The following is a 16,413-nucleotide window of genomic DNA, read 5'->3' on the forward strand; positions in this document are numbered from 1 at the left end:
TTTTGCTTTCTCTGCCTGGCTGGGCGACGTTGTTGTCGTTGTTCCCGGTCAGTGGTGGCGCATTATAGGGACTTCTCACGAGGTGACAAGTCTTAATTTTAAAAAATCTGCCGTTCGATTTATTTTTCAACAAATTTGATAAATTAGACGGTAGCTTTCGCGGATTCGTCCACAAAATGAGCAAAATCGCGTGCAAAATGGTCAACCTGCTGCCAGTCGGTATATTCGATCTCTTTCGTCGTATCCGTCTCGCCGCCAGTCATCTTCATAATCATCTTAATCATCACGCGATCTAGCCAACCATAGCGGGGATAACGCAATGCGCCCGCAAAGACGACACATTGTGTCGGTTGCCAAGGCGTCGCCAATAGAAACTTACGCGTATAACCATTGGTCTGCGGCGTCCGCTTTTCCGGTTTACGCGCCGTCAGGTTAATAGCAAAGAAGGCACTCGGCATGGTATTCAGTTGCTGAGCATGACGCTGAGCGAAACGGTACAATGTGCGAGGGAAGTGGCCATAACGCACCGCGGCCCCAATCGCGACGGCTTGATAAGCGCACAGATCGATATCTGCCGCCTGATCGAGATCTCGCAGCTCACATTCCAGCGTCTCGCTCATCGCCGTCACGATCGCCGTCGCGATGGCCTTGGTTTGCCCGTCATGGCTCGAGTACAGCACTAAGGTTTTCATACCTGACCCCTATTCCATCAGTTGCGCCAGAAGGTTGGCGTAAAGAGTACCAATAATGTAAAGACTTCCAAGCGGCCAAACAGCATGGTGACCACCAGTATCCATTTAGCGGCATCATTCATCGAGGTAAAGTTATCGGCCACAACCCCGAGGCCGGGCCCAAGGTTATTCAACGTGGCCACCACCGCGGCAAACGCAGAGAAGTCATCCACTCCCGTCGCGATAATTGCCAGCATGCTGATGATAAAGACCAACGCATAAGCAGAGAAGAATCCCCATACGGCCTCCAAGATCCGCTCTGGTAAGGCGCGGTTACCCAGTTTGATGGTGTAGACCGCGTTAGGATGTACCAGACGTTTCAACTCACGCGACCCCTGCAAGAACAGAAGAAGAATACGGATAACCTTCAGCCCACCGCCCGTAGAACCGGCACAACCGCCGATAAACGCGGAACAGAGCAGCAAGACCGGTAGGAACAGTGGCCACTTGGCGATACTGTCAGTAGTAAACCCCGCGGTGGTGGCCATCGAGACGACCTGGAAGAAGGCCTGATTCACCGTTTGCCAACCGCTGGCATACACATTATGTAGCCATAGCACCAGCGTACATACGCTGACCAGCGTCAGTTGTACCACGATAAACATGCGAAACTCGGGGTCGCGCCAGTAGACCTTGGGGCTCCTTCCGCTGAGGAAGGCAAAATGCAGGCTGAAATTACAGCCAGAGATCAGTAAGAACACCGCGATGATGGTGTTGATGGTCGGGCTATTAAAGTAACCGATACTGGCATCATGGGTCGAAAAGCCGCCGATGGCGATGGTTGAAAAGCTGTGCGAGATAGCGTCGAACACATCCATTCCTGCCCCCCATAATGCGATGGCACAGGCGATAGTCAGCATCACATAGATCAGCCACAGGGTTTTCGCCGTCTCGGCAATGCGCGGCCGCATCTTATTATCTTTCAACGGTCCCGGCATCTCGGCCCGGTAAAGCTGTAGGCCACCGACGCCCAGGATCGGCAAGATGGCCACCGCCAACACGATGATCCCCATCCCCCCCAGCCATTGCAGCATCTGGCGGTAGAACAGTATCGCTTTGGGTAGCGAGTCCAAACCGACCAACGTGGTCGCCCCGGTGGTCGTCAACCCCGAGAATGATTCGAAGAAGGCATCGGTGACGCTGAGATTGGGGCGCTCAGAAAAGAGGAAGGGCAGCGCCCCGACACTCCCTAGCACAGTCCAAAACAACACGACGATAAGAAAACCTTCGCGTGGCTTCAGCTCGTGCTTCTGCTTACGCTGCGGCCACCAGAGCAGCAGGCCGATCCCGAGGGCGACGAAAAAGGTTTCCACAAAGGCGCGCCCGGCACCATCGCGATAGATGAGTGCCACCAACCCGGGAATAAACATAGTACCGGAGAAGAGAATAACCAGTAGGCCGACGATGCGAATGATGGCGCGAAAATGCATCCAGAAACATTCCTTGCTCAATGAGAACTCAATAACGGGAGAGCGCGGATTATTGCGAAGTTACCTGCAATTGCAATGCACCACGGCTGATGTTGCGGAGTTTCTCGCCGACCTCATCCTGACGGCCACACGGTAAACTAAGCTGCAGCATCACCTGTGCAGTGAACGAGCTACCCTGCACATGACCGCCGGCCTGCTCCACGATCCCTTCAACCTGCGCCAACTGGGCATAATCGCAACACAGGGTATAGTCCACCATCGGCACCCGCTGTTGGCAATGGAGCGCCTGCAACGCCTGCTGAACGCCGCTGCCATAGGCTCGGACCAGACCGCCCGTCCCCAGCTTGATCCCTCCGTAATAGCGCACGACTACCGCACAGATCTCTCCCACGCCGCTGCCCATCAGTTGGGCCAACATCGGCTTACCCGCCGTACCGGATGGCTCACCATCATCCGAGAACCCCAGTTGCTGAGTATCATCCGGCGCACCGGCCACAAATGCCCAACAGTGGTGGCGCGCATCGGGATGATTACGCTTTGTCTCCTGGATGAAGGCCTTCGCCGCCTCGACGCCCGGCGTATGAGCCAGCAACGTAATGAAGCGGCTTTTCTTAATCTCCTCGCAGACACTGACGGCCTGCGCAGGAATGGGGTACGGCTGTAACATCAGGCGAGATGCAGGTCGCGCGTCATGTTCTCTACGCCATTCGCATGGAAGATCACGTTATCTTCAATACGAATACCGCCATAGGGACGCAACGCCTCGATACGACGACGGTCGAAGTGATGGCCAAACTCACCCTCCAGCCACGGCGCCAACAACGTATCGATGAAATAAAGCCCCGGCTCGATGGTCATCACCATGCCTGGCTCCATGATGCGCGTACACCGCAGATAAGGATATTGCGCCGGCGCGGCCAGATGTGTCCCTTGCTCATCCTGCATAAAACCCGCGACATCGTGCACCTGCAGCCCGAGCGGATGCCCCAGGCCATGCGGCATAAACGGCGTGGTCAGCCCTTGCGCTACCGCTGCCTCATCGCTAATACCGGTCAGAATGTGATGCTGACGCAGAATCGCCGCCAGACGCTGATGGAACTGTAAATTATAGTCGCTATAGCGCACACCGCAGCGCAGGGTGGCGATCAGCGCCTGCTGTGCCTGATTAACGTCGGCAACCAGGGCGGCAAAGTCACTCTGCGCCTGTGCGGCGTAAGTTCGAGTCAAATCTGCGGCATAACCATTGAACTCCGCACCGGCATCGATCAGGAAACTCTGGATCTCGGCGGGGGCCCGGCGCTCTAAATGGGTATAGTGTAGGACAGCGGCATGCTGATTGAGGGCGACGATGTTGTCATAAGGGACATCGTTGTCGCCCTGCCCCGTCGCACTCAGATAAGCCAGGTTGATATCGAATTCACTCATCCCCGCACGGAAAGCCTCGAGCGCCGCCTGATGGCCGTCTACCGCGATCCGCTGCGCCTCACGCATACAAGCCTGCTCATACTCGCTCTTATAGGCACGGTGGTAATGCAGAAAATCCAGCACTGCTTGGGGATTCAGATTGGCCTCACTGATCCCTAGCGCCCGCGCCCGCTCACTATTCGGCCCAATATAGGCCACATTGTGACGCTCGCTTGGCAGTAGCGCGCCGATCTCATCGACCTGGCGCAGCGCCGTCATCTCCACCTGTTCCGTCCAGAAGGCCTGAGGAAGCGGAGAGACGCTATGCCAATAGTCTAATGGCGAATAGAACCATAGCTTAGGTTTATTGACGCCGTCGACCCACAGCCAGCTATGCGGCACCTGTGTCACCGGGACCCAGGCCTTAAAGTGCGGATTAACTTTAAAAGGGTAATCTTGATCATCCAGAAAGCGGCCAAGCGGTTCGCCAGAATGGATCAGTAAGCCATCCAGATTATGACGTTCCAGAATGGTGCGTGCGCGCTGTTGCAGTAGCGCGAGGTGCTTCGTGTAGAGCGAGGCCAAGGTATCCATGTCATTACCCTTTACAGACGTCGAATAGTGCCCATCTTAGCATAGGGTAGTGCACAAAATCCCCTCGCGGCGACCCGGCTAAAGAGGCGGCAATGCCCGAGATGCAGAGAGGGCGATGAGAGTGATACGGGGCAAAAAGCGGATCACGCTACCCCGCATCGCCATGAGCGGCAGACGTCCTACGTCTCCCGCTTGCTCGATCAGATAAACGCGAATGCGTCGCCGTAAATATGCTCCGGGTTAGCTTCCCGTTCATTACAGAAACGCTCACGGGCGATCTTCGCCATCTCGAAACGACCGGCGATATAGATATCGTGTTCGGCCAGCGAGCCGTAGTCTTGCATCACCGCGCTGATCACCGTCCCCGTTCGCCCCGCCCAGTCGGCCTCCGGCTGCTCTACCGTCGGGATGACCCGGAGATTCGGGTAACGCTCGCTCAGCCGCGATAACTCGTCCAGATCGTACAGATGCTTCAGTTCACGCCCCCCCCAATAGAGGGCAATCTCACGCTGCGGGTGTTGCGCCAACGCCATCAGCAAGATCGAACGGGTATAAGAAAATCCGGTTCCGCCGGCAATCAACACCAGAGGACGCTGACTATCCTCGCGCAGCCAGGCGTCACCGTGGGGCATATCGACACACAGCTCCCGATCGCGCAGGATACGATCCATGACCGCCATGGCGTAGAGATTCAATTCCGATGCGCCGATATGCAGTTCGATGCAGTCGCTCTGTAACGGTGTGGACGCCATGGAGAAGGGACGTTTATCCCGCTCATCCATCACCACCATCAGATATTGGCCGGCGCGAAAAGCGACCGCCTGCTCAGGCACCAGACGCACGCGATACACGGTATCCGTAATGGCATCTACTGAAGTAACTTTACAGCTCAACATTGTCATGTGATTACTCTATCGGCTCATGCGCACAGCGTTGAAACTACTGTGCATCCTCATCATCGTTAGCAAAAATGTTCAACTCGTTCCAAATGGCGTCGACTCTCTCCCGTACACGCTCATCCATCACGATGGGTCTCCCCCACTCCCGCTGTGTCTCTCCCGGCCACTTATTGGTCGCATCCAGCCCCATTTTCGAGCCTAAACCGGATACCGGAGAAGCAAAGTCCAGATAATCAATCGGGGTATTTTCCACTAATAGCGTATCACGCGCTGGATCCATTCGTGTCGTCAATGCCCAAATCACATCCTGCCAATCGCGGGCATTGATATCATCGTCACAAACAATCACAAATTTGGTGTACATAAATTGGCGAAGGAATGACCACACGCCCATCATCACCCGCTTAGCATGGCCAGGATACTGCTTTTTCATCGTCACCACCGCCATGCGGTAGGAGCATCCCTCAGGGGGGAGGTAAAAGTCGACAATCTCGGGAAACTGCTTCTGCAAGATGGGAACGAAGACCTCGTTCAGCGCCAGACCTAACACCGCAGGCTCATCCGGTGGCCGTCCGGTATAGGTCGAATGGTAAATCGGCTGTTCACGCCGGGTCAGATGAGTGACGGTAAAGACCGGGAAACGCTCCACCTCATTGTAGTAGCCGGTGTGGTCTCCATAAGGCCCCTCAGGAGCCAACTCACCCGCCTCGATATACCCCTCCAACACGATCTCGGCGCTGGCGGGCACCTCCAGATCGCAGGAAAGACACTTCACCACTTCACTCTTATGGCCGCGTAGCAAACCGGCAAACGCATACTCTGAAAGGGTATCCGGTACCGGCGTCACCGCAGCCAGCAGTGTCGCCGGGTCAGCCCCTAACGCGACCGCGACGGGAAAGCGCTCCCCGGGATGCGCCTGACACCACTCCTGAAAATCTAGCGCCCCGCCACGATGCGAGAGCCAGCGCATGATCAGTTTATTCTTACCCAATACCTGCTGACGATAGATCCCCAGATTCTGGCGGCTCTTATGTGGCCCCCGCGTCACCGTCAGCCCCCAAGAGACCAAGGGAGCGACATCTTCCGGCCAGCAATGCATCACCGGCAATGTCGCCAGATCAACCTCATCGCCTTGATAGACGCGCTCTTGGCAGGGCGCCTTGCTCAGACGCTTGGTCGGCATATTTAAAATCTGCTTAAACTGAGGCAGCTTATCCACCAGATCGCGGAACCCCTTCGGCGGCTCGGGCTCCTTGAGGAAGGCCAGGAGTTTCCCTACGTCGCGTAGCGCACCCACCTCCTCCTGCCCCATCCCTAACGCCACCCGTTGCGGTGTACCGAACAGGTTACATAACACGGGAATGTCATAACCTTTCGGATTTTCAAACAATAAGGCTGGCCCGCCGGCACGTAGGGTACGATCGGCGATCTCGGTCATTTCCAAATAGGGATCGATAGGGTGTTGGATACGTTTTAGCTCACCGCGCTGTTCGAGCAACTCGATGAATTCACGCAAGTCACGGTATTTCATGGCATTCTTATAGATTCGGGTGAAGAGCACATTATAAGCGTTCTTCACCCGACTTGCTGCACTTTTGTTACAAACAGGTAACTCATGCAGAGAAAAAGAGCCGCCAGACGATGCGCCTCAAACCTTCACTTAGCGGCAGTGGAACGGCACCAACGACGCGAGCGCCTGAGTATCGTGGTACTCACGAGCCTCTTCGCCATGGCGGAAGACCTTATAGCCCTGCGCCTTAGCACTATAGTATTGCAGCGTCTCGCCGCTGACATGCAGCAGACTTCCCTCACGCAACGCAATCACCGACTCGCTGGGGTTTACCGCACAAAACTCAGCGATGCGCTCATCACGGGTTTCCCCCATATGGCCACTGAGGTGCGCGTCGATATAGTGTGGATTAATCTGCACCGGGAACAGCCCCAGCGATGGTAACACCACGCTGTTGCGTACCGGCATATCATTGGTCGTACGGATGCTCGGTGTGGCCACGTTACAACCGGCGCTCCAGCCGATATAAGGGATCTCACGCTCACGCACCGCCCGTTGGATCGGCACGACCAAACCGTTCTCATGTAGCATCTGGTTCAGCACCCAAGTATTACCACCGCTGACCAGGATACACTCAGCCTCTTCCAACGCCTTCACCGGATCGGCGTGATGATGGATGCTCTCCACCTTGATACCCAACGAATGCTCCAGCTCGGCGGCGCGAGCATCATAGCCGCTACGGATCAACGCATACGGGATCAATAATGCCCGGCGGATCTTCTTCTCCAGTAGCATCGACTGGATCATCCCTTTAGCATAACCCAGCAGTTCAGACTCACCGGATACTTTGCCATTACTCAGTAAAAATAACTCCATGATTTCCCCCGAGGTAAAGCGCCGACGTCGCAACACCGTCCGATAAACAGGCGCCGACGTCGCGCAGCAATTTTTCCCGGCCTTTATAACCAAACATAAAATTTATTGATGTGATCTTATGCCGACCTCGGGTAAAAAACCGTGTAAAAGGCACGATTTGGCGAGCAAATACCCTCACACGGCGCCGAGTCACTTCTGCCCGCGCCGCGAGATATGATAGGCTGCAACGCGTGAGAGGAGTATGACAATATGGAAGCGTGGTATCTGTTGTATTGCAAACGGGGACAATTAGAGCGGGCGCGTGAGCACCTGACACGTCAGGCGATCCCCTGTGTGACCCCGATGATCGCCTTGGAGAAAGTCGTGCGCGGTAAACGTACTCAGGTACAGGAACCGATGTTCCCCAACTATATGTTTATCGAACTCGACCCGGAGCGTATCCACACGACGACGGTGCAATCGACGCGCGGCGTGAGCCACTTTATCCGCTTCGGCAAGCGGCCCGCTACTGTACCGTTTCGTGTCATCAAGCAATTGATGACGGCCCCGATGGCAACGGCTGCCGCCCCACAAACGCCGATGCCTGGCGATAGGGTCCGTATCCTGCAGGGAGCCTTCAGCGGACTTGAGGCGATTTATCGTGAGAGCGACGGCGAAAAGCGCGCCATCCTGCTCCTGAATCTCCTTAACCAAGAAGTGAGTCAGTCAGTGGACAACGGCGACTTTGAGAAGATCCTCTAGTCTCGCCAATACGTTTGAGGCCCGCCTAGGCGGGCCTCGTCATATCACATCACTCAGCGATTCATCTCAGCGTCGTGCAGCCATTGGGCCACCCGCTTAGCGAAGTAAGTCAGTACGCCATCCGCACCGGCACGCTTGAAGCACAGCAGCGACTCCATGATCGCCGGCTGCTCCTGCAACCAACCATTCTGGATGGCGGCCATGTGCATGGCATACTCGCCAGAGACTTGGTAGGCAAAGGTCGGTACGCCGAAAGTATCCTTCACGCGACGGACTACATCCAGATAGGGCATCCCCGGCTTGACCATCACCATGTCGGCCCCTTCTTGCAGATCCTGCGCCACTTCCTGCAACGCCTCGTCACCGTTGGCCGGATCCATCTGGTAGTTCTTCTTATTGCCCCCCTTCAGGTTCGCAGAAGATCCCAGTGCGTCGCGGAATGGGCCGTAATAGCACGAAGCATACTTAGCGGAGTAGGCCATGATCTGGGTATTAACCAGCTTCTGGCTCTCCAACATGTTACGAATAGCGCCGATACGGCCGTCCATCATGTCGCTCGGTGCCACGATATCGGCACCGGCTTCAGCATGAGATAATGCCTGACGAACCAGGATCTCTTTAGTGATATCGTTGACGACATAGCCATCCTCATCGATCACCCCATCCTGACCATGGGTGGTGAACGGATCCAGGGCGACGTCGGTTAAGATCCCCAACTCCGGCACCGCATCCTTCAGCGCACGTACCGCACGTTGTACCAGACCGTCGGCGTTATAGGCCTCTTCGGCATACAACGACTTCTTCTCCGTCCCCACAACCGGAAACAGCGAGAGAACCGGGATCCCTAATTTGGCAATCGCCTCCGCCTCGCGCACCAACACATCGATGGTCATGCGCTGCACACCCGGCATCGAAGAGACGGCTTCCTGATGGTTATTCCCCTCCATCACAAATACGGGGTAGATCAGATCGTCGACCGTCAGTACGTTTTCAGCGCATAGACGGCGGCTGAAATCGTGCCGGCGCAGACGGCGCAGGCGGCGCCCCGGAAAGGCACCTGGGAATGCATAGCTCACGGTAATCTCCTTTACTTATGCCAGTCGAAATAGTCGACGGGCATTGTCTTCGGTCACCTGCCGCAGCCAGCTGGCATCCTGTTGTCGCCAGCGAGCCGCCTGCTCTACGATGTGGGGCAAAAAGCAGGGTTCATTACGCCGCGACGTCGGTTTAGGTGCTAAATCGCGCGGCAATAAATAGGGGGCATCCGTCTCCAGCAGTAAACGCTCGGCGGGGATGTGCGGCAGCAATGCCCGCAACGCCAAGCCCCGCCGCTCATCGCAGATCCAGCCGGTAATGCCGATATATAGCCCCAGCGCCAGGCACTCCTCCAGCTCTTCACGCGTACCGGTAAAACAGTGCACGACCGCACCAGGGATCTGCGTCAGCCAGGGGCGCAACAACGCGATAAAGCGTGGATGCGCCTCACGGCAGTGGAGAAATAACGGTTTCGACACACGGGCAGCCAGACTCAGTTGAGCCTCAAACGCCGCCTCTTGTTGCGCCGGAGGTGAAAAGTTGCGAGCAAAATCCAACCCACACTCCCCAACCGCCACCACCGAGGACTCACTAAGCAAGCGCGCTAACTCCGCGGCACTATGCTCTCCCCAGCTCTGCGCCTCATGGGGATGAACCCCCGCTGTCGACCAGCAAAACCCGGGATAACGCTGTGCTAGGCGATGCGCCTGAACACTCTCTGCCAGATCGGTCCCGGTAATAATCATACCATTTAACCCGACCTGACGAGCGCGAGCAACCACCTGGGGCACATCTTGGGCAAACTGGCTACTGGTCAGATTGACCCCGATATCCAACATAAGCAGGCTCCTTGTGATAATGAGCGTGCGAGGCTCGGCGCAAAAACAAACAGGCCGCCCTAAAAGGCGGCCTGTTAAGCGAGATCCGATCAGCCCGCTTTAGGCTGTTCTTCATCGGGTTGAGCGTCATCCTCGCCATCTTCACTCTCTTCGCCATCACGGCGCCGTTTCCCCACATAGAAGCGGGCAAAGAAGACCCCCACCTCAAACAGCAAGCACATCGGAATGGCCAGCAGCGTTTGTGAGAACACGTCCGGCGGCGTCAACAGCATACCAACGACAAAGGCGCCGACGACGACGTAGGGTCGCTTCTTCTTCAGCTCAGCCGGCGTGGTCACCCCAGTCCAACACAACAGGATGATCGCCACCGGCACCTCGAACGATACGCCGAACGCCATAAATAGCGCCATGACGAAGTCGAGATAATTATTGATGTCGGTCGCAATCGTCACCCCGGCAGGCGCGGTCTTAGCAAAAAAACCGAAGGCCAATGGGAAGACCACGAAGTAGGCAAAGGCCATACCGACATAAAATAGCAGGGTGCTGGAGATCAATAACGGTGTCAGCATCCGCCGCTCATGCTTGTACAGTGCCGGCGCCACAAAGGCCCAAACCTGATACAGAATAAACGGAGCGGAGACAAACACCGACACGATCATAGTCAGCTTAATCGGCGTGAAAAACGGCGATGCCACATCGGTAGCGATCATGCTGGCGCCGTGCGGCAACTGGCTGATCAGCGGTGCTGAAACCAGGTGATAAATGTCGTTGGCAAAATAGACCAACGCCAAGAACACCACCAGGATACAAACAATAGAATTTAACAGCCGCTTACGCAGCTCGATCAAATGACTAATCAACGGCTGGGTATCTTCAACGGCCATGCTGCGAACTATCTTGTGAGGTGGATGGAGACGATGCGGGCTGCACGCTGGCAGGCGTAGCATCGGCGTGATTGGATGATGTAGCCGGCCCATCCTGGGGCACCGCTGGGACATCCTGCGCCGCATCTTGCCGCGGCGCTAACGCAGCATCAGGCTGCGGTTTGACCATATCTGGATGATGGATCGTTTCCGCCGCCGCCGACTCCTTGTCCGTATCGGATCCAGTGATCTCTGAATGATAACTGCGCTTCATTGATTCGGCTGCCTGCTTCAGTTCATCCATGGAGGCTTTCAGCTCGGGAGTCAGATTCTGCAAGCCAGCACTTTCCGCTTTCTTGAGGCTATCCTGCAGCTCCTGGAGCTTCAATTCCTGCGACAGTTCGTTCTGAACCGAGGTTGCCAACGAGCGCAACGCTTTGATCCATCCCGCTACCGTCCGCACCGCTACCGGTAACCGCTCCGGCCCCAAAACCACCAGGCCGATGACCATTACCAGCAGCAGTTCACTAAATCCGATGTCAAACACGGTTTACACCTGCTCTTTATTCTGACTCTTGGACTCGTCTTTCTTCACTTCCGGCTGCTGCTCAGTGATCGATTTGAAATCGGCATCCTGAGGCGCCGCACTGCTGTTTGCATTGCTGGAAGGGGGCGTCTTCTCATCATCACCAATGGCTTTCTTAAAGCCTTTGATCGATGCACCCAGATCCGAACCCAGAGTACGCAGCTTATTGGTGCCAAACAGCAACACCACGATCACTGCAATAATCAACAACTGCCAAATGCTGATACCGCCCATTTTTACTCACCTCTATCGCAAGGGGTTATTCGTGACGCCGCATTATACGGTACACTTCGTCATTTTGAACGTCTTTCGGACCTTTACATCTCCCTAATTCGAGGGATGGATCACCGGATATAACGCCAGCCTGCGAGCCAGATCACGACTCCAGCAACATACAGGCCCACTGGCCAGATCGCAACATCGGCCATCATAAGGATGGTACCACTGAGCAACAGGGTGGCGCCAATACCGAAAAGATAACGTGCCCGCCCCTGTTTATTACCCTGCTGTCCCAACTGACGCGTCATGTTATCCATGCTGTATTGCAGGCGCCGCTGCTGTTGTAAGCTGTCATACAACAGCTCCGGCATTTCCGGCAATTTCTCACTCCAGTAAGGTGCCTTCGCCTTCAGCGCACGCAGCAAAGCTGGTAAGCCGACCTGATCGTGTAGCCAGTTTTCCAAGAAGGGCTTGGCGGTGGTCCAGAGATCTAACTGTGGGTACAGCTGACGCCCCAACCCTTCGACATACAGCAGCGTCTTCTGCAACAGGACCAGCTGCGGCTGAACCTCCATATTGAAGCGTCGTGCGGTGTTAAACAGGTTAAGCAGCACATGGCCAAAGGAGATCTGATCTAATGGTTTCTCGAAGATCGGCTCACACACGGTACGAATGGCGAACTCGAACTCTTCGACGTTGGTGTCCGGCGGTACCCAGCCAGAGTCGACATGCAACTCCGCCACTTTACGGTAGTCACGATTAAAGAAGGCGATGAAGTTCTCCGCCAGATAACGCTTATCCGCCTTATTCAGACTGCCGACGATACCGCAGTCGATGCCGATATATTGCGGATCCTGCGGATGATCATAACTGACGAAGATATTCCCTGGGTGCATGTCGGCATGGAAGAAACTATCGCGGAATACCTGGGTAAAAAATACCTGTACGCCGCGCTCTGCCAACAGTTTCATGTTGGTGTTCTGTGCGCGCAATGCTGCGATATCCGACACCGGTACCCCGTAGATCCGCTCCATCACCAGTACCGATTCACGGCAATAGTCAGAGAACACCTCCGGCACATACAGCATCGGGCTGCCATCGAAGTTACGCCGCAGTTGGATGGCGTTGGCGGCTTCACGCAGCAGATTCAGCTCATCTAACAACGTCTTCTCGTACTCGCGCACCACCTCGCGCGGGCGCAAACGGCGCCCATCCGGTAGCAACTTAGGTACCCAGCCCGCCAGACGATACATCAAGCGAATATCGGCGCGGATGATCGGTTGAATGTCAGGCCGGATCACCTTCAACACTACCTCTCGACCATTCTCCCGCAGCGTGGCGGTATGCACCTGAGCGATGGAGGCCGACGCTAAGGCCTGACTATCAAAGTGATCAAACCACTGAGAGAGATCGCCGCCTAGCGCCGCCTCAATCTGCTGGCGCGCCAGCGCGCCGTCGAATGGCGCGACGCGATCCTGCAACAACGCCAACTGATCGGCGATGGCCGGTGCGAAGAGATCGCGCCGCGTCGAGAGCATCTGGCCAAACTTGATCCACACCGGCCCCAACGTCTGCAATGCCAGACGTAAACGCTCGCCGAGTGGCTTGTCCGCATGGCGGTTGCGCATCCAAAACAGGCAACGACGCCCGATACGCAGCGGCAAGGTAATGCGCATCTTCGGGATTAACTCATCCAGACCATAGGCCAAGAAGACACGAATAATCAGGCAGAGACGGCGCAGTTCACTGGGTGTCATCGGCGCTTCTCCAATTGAGCAAGACGTTGTGCTAACGCCGCCTCTTGACGTTGCAGAGCCGTGACCTCGTCCTGGAACCAGGCATACTCCAACACACCGGGAGCGAGACGCCACTCTTCGATCAGCGCATCTCGGGCATAGTCGCGTTGCCGACACAGCGTACTGCCAAACGCCTGCGCCCCTTTTTGCACCGCCGAGCACACGCCCTGAGCCACGATGTCACCGGTATACGGTGCCAAGAACTCGGCTGGCGCCCACTCGGCGAGATCGAGTAGGGCGACCAACTGCTGCACCACCTGAATATCCCCATCGACCCGCAGATCTCCGGCATGCATCAACGCCGCCAGACGACGGCGATCGCGCAGTTGGGGCAATACCGCCAAGCGTGTACTCACCCGGCAATCGACCGCCCCTTCCCAGGCGGCCAAGACATCGACCTGCTGCTGACTGAAACTCAGGAAGAAGGGCCGATCCAGCTCCGCCAGCGCAATCTGTAGCACGCGTCCGGCCAAACGTTGCCGGGCACTCTGCAACGCGCGATCCCGATACAGCGCGCCATTCAGCGCGCGCTCCAATAACGCCGTGCATAAAGGAGTCAGCATGCCGTCTCCTTCAGCTTAGAACTTATAGCCACGATGCAGGGCCACGATACCGCCCGTCAGATTATCGTAGGAGGTATTTTCAAACCCGGCCTCGTCCATCATCGACTTCAGCGTCTCTTGATCCGGATGCATACGAATAGACTCCGCCAGATAGCGGTAGCTGTCACCATCGTGTGCCACCGCCTCACCGATACGCGGCAATATGTGGAATGAATAGGCATCATACGCCTTACTCAAGGCCGCAAACTGCGGCTTGGAAAACTCCAGCACCAACAGGCGTCCACCCGGCTTCAGTACCCGGAACATGGAGCGCAACGCCTTGTTTTTATCTGTCACATTACGCAGACCAAAGGCGATGGTGATGCAGTCGAAATGATTCTCGGGAAAGGGCAACGCTTCCGCATTCGCCTGTACATAGTTCAGGTTGCCGGCGATCCCCATGTTGCGCAGCTTCTCACGCCCGATCTTCAGCATCGAGTCATTGATATCGGCCAGAACCACCTCGCCCTGCTCACCCACGATCCGTGAGAATTTCGCCGCCAGATCGCCGGTTCCACCCGCCAGATCGAGCACGCGCTGCCCCTGGCGCACACCGCTGCAATCGATGGTAAAACGCTTCCACAGGCGGTGGATGCCGAATGACATCAGGTCATTCATTAAATCGTACTTGCCCGCCACGGAGTGGAACACCTGCGCGACTTTTCCAGCTTTTTCGGTGGTGGCGACAGTCTTATAACCAAAGTGAGTGGTTTCCGGCGTTTGATCTACCATTTCTTTCCTTAGCCTAAATTGGTGGTTGCATGGCACCCGGCCGCGGCGAGGGCACCTCAACGTCAACGTCGCCCGAGGGGAGCGACACAGTATCAACATCAACGGGGTGGAGGGCAGGCGTTACCGGCGCTGAGGGGGTGGAGAAACGAGCAGGGGATGCGGCCTCCACGCAGGCTGCCGCGACGCGTTCTCCGTCCGCTGACAACGGGCCGGTATCCTGGACCAGAGGCGGGCTGATGGGGCGCTTGACTTCCACGCCTAGCCCGCGAAAACTTTCCACTTGGCCTATCAGATTACCACGCCCGTGACTCAGTTTGTTCATTGCCTGACGATAACTTGACTGAGCGCGCTCTAAATTTTGTCCGAGTGTAGACATATCATCGACGAATAAGCGCACCTTATCGTATAGCTTAGCGGCACGATCCGCGATTTTTTGCGCATTTTGACTCTGATATTCGTAACGCCATAAATTATTAATGGTGCGTAGTGCCACTAATAAGGTCGTCGGGCTGGCCAGCATAATATTATGGCGTAACGCCTCGCTAATCAGCTCCGGATCGCGATCGATGGCCGCCTGGAAAGCCGGTTCGAGCGGAATAAACATCAACACGTAATCCAGAGTCTGTAGGCCGGGTAGACGTTGATAATCTTTACGCCCCAACTGGCGAATATGGGTGCGTAACGACAGGATATGCTGTTGTAGCGCCTGTTCACGCACCGCCTCATCCTCCGCGTTGAAGAAGCGCTCATAGGCCACCAGCGACATCTTGGCATCCACCACCACATCCTTACCTTGGGGCAAATGCACCACCACATCGGGCTGCATGCGTCCGCGATCTTCCGTCTGCACGCTGACCTGCGTATGGTACTCATACCCCTCGCGTAAGCCCGAGGACTCCAATACCCGACTGAGTACGACCTCGCCCCAGTTCCCCTGCGTCTTATTGTCCCCCTTGAGGGCACGCGTCAAGTTGAGCGCCTCACGCGCCATCTGAGCGTGTAGCTGTTGCAGGTTGCGGATCTCATGGGTCAAGGTGTGACGCTCTCGCGCCTCCTGGCCGAAGCTATCATTAATCTGGCGACGGAAGCCGTCTAGCTGTTCGCGCAGTGGCATCAAGAGCGCATCGAGACTCTGGCGATTCTGCTCCTCGACCCGCCGCCCGCTGTGCTCGAAGATACGGTTAGCGAGATTCTCGAACTGAACGTTGAGCCGCTGCTCGGCATTCAGCAGCAAACGCTGCTTATCCTCCGCCCCCATGCGTGTCTCTTCCAGGCGAATCGTCACCTCGCGTAGCTCCGCCTCCTGTGCGCTGTTAACCTCGCGCAATGCGCGTAGCTCCTGATTAAGCCGTTCGCACTCCTCGTGCCATAGTTGCTGTTGGCTGATGCGCTCCTGTGCGGCGGCTAACTGGCTCTCCAACGCCCCCAACGCCTGTTCATGCAGCACCCTGACCTGCTGAGCTCGCAGCGAAGCCGTCAACCAACCAATCAGCGCGCCAGCGAACACCGCTATGACGACCCATATTATCGCGTTATCCACCCTGCCTCCGCCTCCA

General features: G+C 56.3%; 17 protein-coding genes. 1 reads left to right on the plus strand and 16 read right to left on the minus strand.

The window, feature by feature from the left end:
• Positions 1-143 precede the first annotated feature (143 nt).
• The 7 genes from hemG to pepE form a co-directional block, all read right to left on the minus strand.
• Entirely contained in the window at positions 144-692 is a 549-nt protein-coding gene (gene hemG / locus ACEQFP_RS12270) for a menaquinone-dependent protoporphyrinogen IX dehydrogenase (RefSeq protein WP_035599813.1), read from the minus strand.
• 17 nt (positions 693-709) lie between these two features.
• The gene (gene trkH / locus ACEQFP_RS12275) at positions 710-2,161 is read right to left on the minus strand and encodes a Trk system potassium transporter TrkH (RefSeq protein WP_005290289.1); all 1,452 of its coding nucleotides are present in this window, start codon (positions 2,159-2,161) and stop codon (positions 710-712) included.
• 49 nt (positions 2,162-2,210) lie between these two features.
• Entirely contained in the window at positions 2,211-2,828 is a 618-nt protein-coding gene (locus ACEQFP_RS12280) for an IMPACT family protein (RefSeq protein ID WP_005290288.1), read from the minus strand.
• Entirely contained in the window at positions 2,828-4,159 is a 1,332-nt protein-coding gene (pepQ, locus tag ACEQFP_RS12285; protein WP_035599817.1) for a Xaa-Pro dipeptidase, read from the minus strand. Before pepQ ends, ACEQFP_RS12280 begins: the two co-directional genes overlap by 1 nt.
• A gap of 200 nt (positions 4,160-4,359) precedes the next feature.
• On the minus strand, positions 4,360-5,061 hold the full coding sequence (gene fre, locus ACEQFP_RS12290; protein ID WP_035599821.1) for an NAD(P)H-flavin reductase: 702 nt from the start codon (positions 5,059-5,061) through the stop codon (positions 4,360-4,362).
• A gap of 37 nt (positions 5,062-5,098) precedes the next feature.
• Entirely contained in the window at positions 5,099-6,589 is a 1,491-nt protein-coding gene (gene ubiD, locus ACEQFP_RS12295; RefSeq protein ID WP_035599841.1) for a 4-hydroxy-3-polyprenylbenzoate decarboxylase, read from the minus strand.
• A gap of 129 nt (positions 6,590-6,718) precedes the next feature.
• Positions 6,719-7,444 carry a dipeptidase PepE gene (gene pepE, locus ACEQFP_RS12300; protein WP_035599824.1) on the minus strand — a complete coding sequence of 242 codons (726 nt, stop codon included), beginning with the start codon at positions 7,442-7,444 and terminating at the stop codon, positions 6,719-6,721.
• Between the two features lie 249 nt (positions 7,445-7,693).
• On the opposite strand from pepE, the gene rfaH reads away from it, so the two are divergent.
• The gene (rfaH, locus tag ACEQFP_RS12305) at positions 7,694-8,185 is read left to right on the plus strand and encodes a transcription/translation regulatory transformer protein RfaH (RefSeq protein WP_005290274.1); all 492 of its coding nucleotides are present in this window, start codon (positions 7,694-7,696) and stop codon (positions 8,183-8,185) included.
• A 53-nt stretch (positions 8,186-8,238) separates the two neighbouring features.
• Here rfaH and hemB read toward each other — a convergent pair whose 3' ends face one another.
• The 9 genes from hemB to rmuC form a co-directional block, all read right to left on the minus strand.
• Positions 8,239-9,261, minus strand: coding sequence for a porphobilinogen synthase (gene hemB / locus ACEQFP_RS12310; protein WP_005297183.1), 1,023 nt, complete (start codon positions 9,259-9,261; stop codon positions 8,239-8,241).
• Positions 9,262-9,276: 15 nt separating this feature from the next.
• On the minus strand, positions 9,277-10,059 hold the full coding sequence (tatD, locus tag ACEQFP_RS12315) for a 3'-5' ssDNA/RNA exonuclease TatD (RefSeq protein ID WP_109611124.1): 783 nt from the start codon (positions 10,057-10,059) through the stop codon (positions 9,277-9,279).
• Positions 10,060-10,148: 89 nt separating this feature from the next.
• Positions 10,149-10,943 carry a Sec-independent protein translocase subunit TatC gene (gene tatC, locus ACEQFP_RS12320; RefSeq protein WP_005290267.1) on the minus strand — a complete coding sequence of 265 codons (795 nt, stop codon included), beginning with the start codon at positions 10,941-10,943 and terminating at the stop codon, positions 10,149-10,151.
• Positions 10,933-11,469 carry a Sec-independent protein translocase protein TatB gene (gene tatB, locus ACEQFP_RS12325; RefSeq protein ID WP_097364219.1) on the minus strand — a complete coding sequence of 179 codons (537 nt, stop codon included), beginning with the start codon at positions 11,467-11,469 and terminating at the stop codon, positions 10,933-10,935. Before tatB ends, tatC begins: the two co-directional genes overlap by 11 nt.
• Positions 11,470-11,472: 3 nt before the next feature.
• Positions 11,473-11,742 carry a Sec-independent protein translocase subunit TatA gene (gene tatA / locus ACEQFP_RS12330; RefSeq protein WP_005290263.1) on the minus strand — a complete coding sequence of 90 codons (270 nt, stop codon included), beginning with the start codon at positions 11,740-11,742 and terminating at the stop codon, positions 11,473-11,475.
• A gap of 110 nt (positions 11,743-11,852) precedes the next feature.
• Positions 11,853-13,484 carry a ubiquinone biosynthesis regulatory protein kinase UbiB gene (ubiB, locus tag ACEQFP_RS12335; protein WP_370558312.1) on the minus strand — a complete coding sequence of 544 codons (1,632 nt, stop codon included), beginning with the start codon at positions 13,482-13,484 and terminating at the stop codon, positions 11,853-11,855.
• Entirely contained in the window at positions 13,481-14,086 is a 606-nt protein-coding gene (locus tag ACEQFP_RS12340) for an SCP2 domain-containing protein (RefSeq protein ID WP_035599835.1), read from the minus strand. Before ACEQFP_RS12340 ends, ubiB begins: the two co-directional genes overlap by 4 nt.
• Positions 14,087-14,101: 15 nt before the next feature.
• On the minus strand, positions 14,102-14,857 hold the full coding sequence (ubiE, locus tag ACEQFP_RS12345) for a bifunctional demethylmenaquinone methyltransferase/2-methoxy-6-polyprenyl-1,4-benzoquinol methylase UbiE (RefSeq protein WP_005290256.1): 756 nt from the start codon (positions 14,855-14,857) through the stop codon (positions 14,102-14,104).
• 13 nt (positions 14,858-14,870) lie between these two features.
• Positions 14,871-16,397 (minus strand): DNA recombination protein RmuC, encoded by a 1,527-nt coding sequence (gene rmuC, locus ACEQFP_RS12350; protein WP_370558313.1) that lies wholly within the window; start codon positions 16,395-16,397, stop codon positions 14,871-14,873.
• Between the last annotated feature and the right edge of the window lie 16 nt (positions 16,398-16,413).

Source organism: Edwardsiella sp. A.80236, assembly GCF_044540725.1.
Taxonomy (GTDB): Bacteria; Pseudomonadota; Gammaproteobacteria; order Enterobacterales; family Enterobacteriaceae; genus Edwardsiella; species Edwardsiella tarda.

Bases quoted from the DNA above. Each gene is read 5' to 3' on its own strand.
- hemG (WP_035599813.1), bottom strand. From the start codon at position 692: ATGAAAACCTTAGTGCTGTACTCGAGCCATGACGGGCAAACCAAGGCC.
- trkH (WP_005290289.1), bottom strand. From the start codon at position 2,161: ATGCATTTTCGCGCCATCATTCGCATCGTCGGCCTACTGGTTATTCTC.
- ACEQFP_RS12280 (WP_005290288.1), bottom strand. From the start codon at position 2,828: ATGTTACAGCCGTACCCCATTCCTGCGCAGGCCGTCAGTGTCTGCGAG.
- pepQ (WP_035599817.1), bottom strand. From the start codon at position 4,159: ATGGATACCTTGGCCTCGCTCTACACGAAGCACCTCGCGCTACTGCAA.
- fre (WP_035599821.1), bottom strand. From the start codon at position 5,061: ATGACAATGTTGAGCTGTAAAGTTACTTCAGTAGATGCCATTACGGAT.
- ubiD (WP_035599841.1), bottom strand. From the start codon at position 6,589: ATGAAATACCGTGACTTGCGTGAATTCATCGAGTTGCTCGAACAGCGC.
- pepE (WP_035599824.1), bottom strand. From the start codon at position 7,444: ATGGAGTTATTTTTACTGAGTAATGGCAAAGTATCCGGTGAGTCTGAA.
- rfaH (WP_005290274.1), top strand. From the start codon at position 7,694: ATGGAAGCGTGGTATCTGTTGTATTGCAAACGGGGACAATTAGAGCGG.
- tatD (WP_109611124.1), bottom strand. From the start codon at position 10,059: ATGTTGGATATCGGGGTCAATCTGACCAGTAGCCAGTTTGCCCAAGAT.
- tatC (WP_005290267.1), bottom strand. From the start codon at position 10,943: ATGGCCGTTGAAGATACCCAGCCGTTGATTAGTCATTTGATCGAGCTG.
- tatA (WP_005290263.1), bottom strand. From the start codon at position 11,742: ATGGGCGGTATCAGCATTTGGCAGTTGTTGATTATTGCAGTGATCGTG.
- ubiB (WP_370558312.1), bottom strand. From the start codon at position 13,484: ATGACACCCAGTGAACTGCGCCGTCTCTGCCTGATTATTCGTGTCTTC.
- ACEQFP_RS12340 (WP_035599835.1), bottom strand. From the start codon at position 14,086: ATGCTGACTCCTTTATGCACGGCGTTATTGGAGCGCGCGCTGAATGGC.
- ubiE (WP_005290256.1), bottom strand. From the start codon at position 14,857: ATGGTAGATCAAACGCCGGAAACCACTCACTTTGGTTATAAGACTGTC.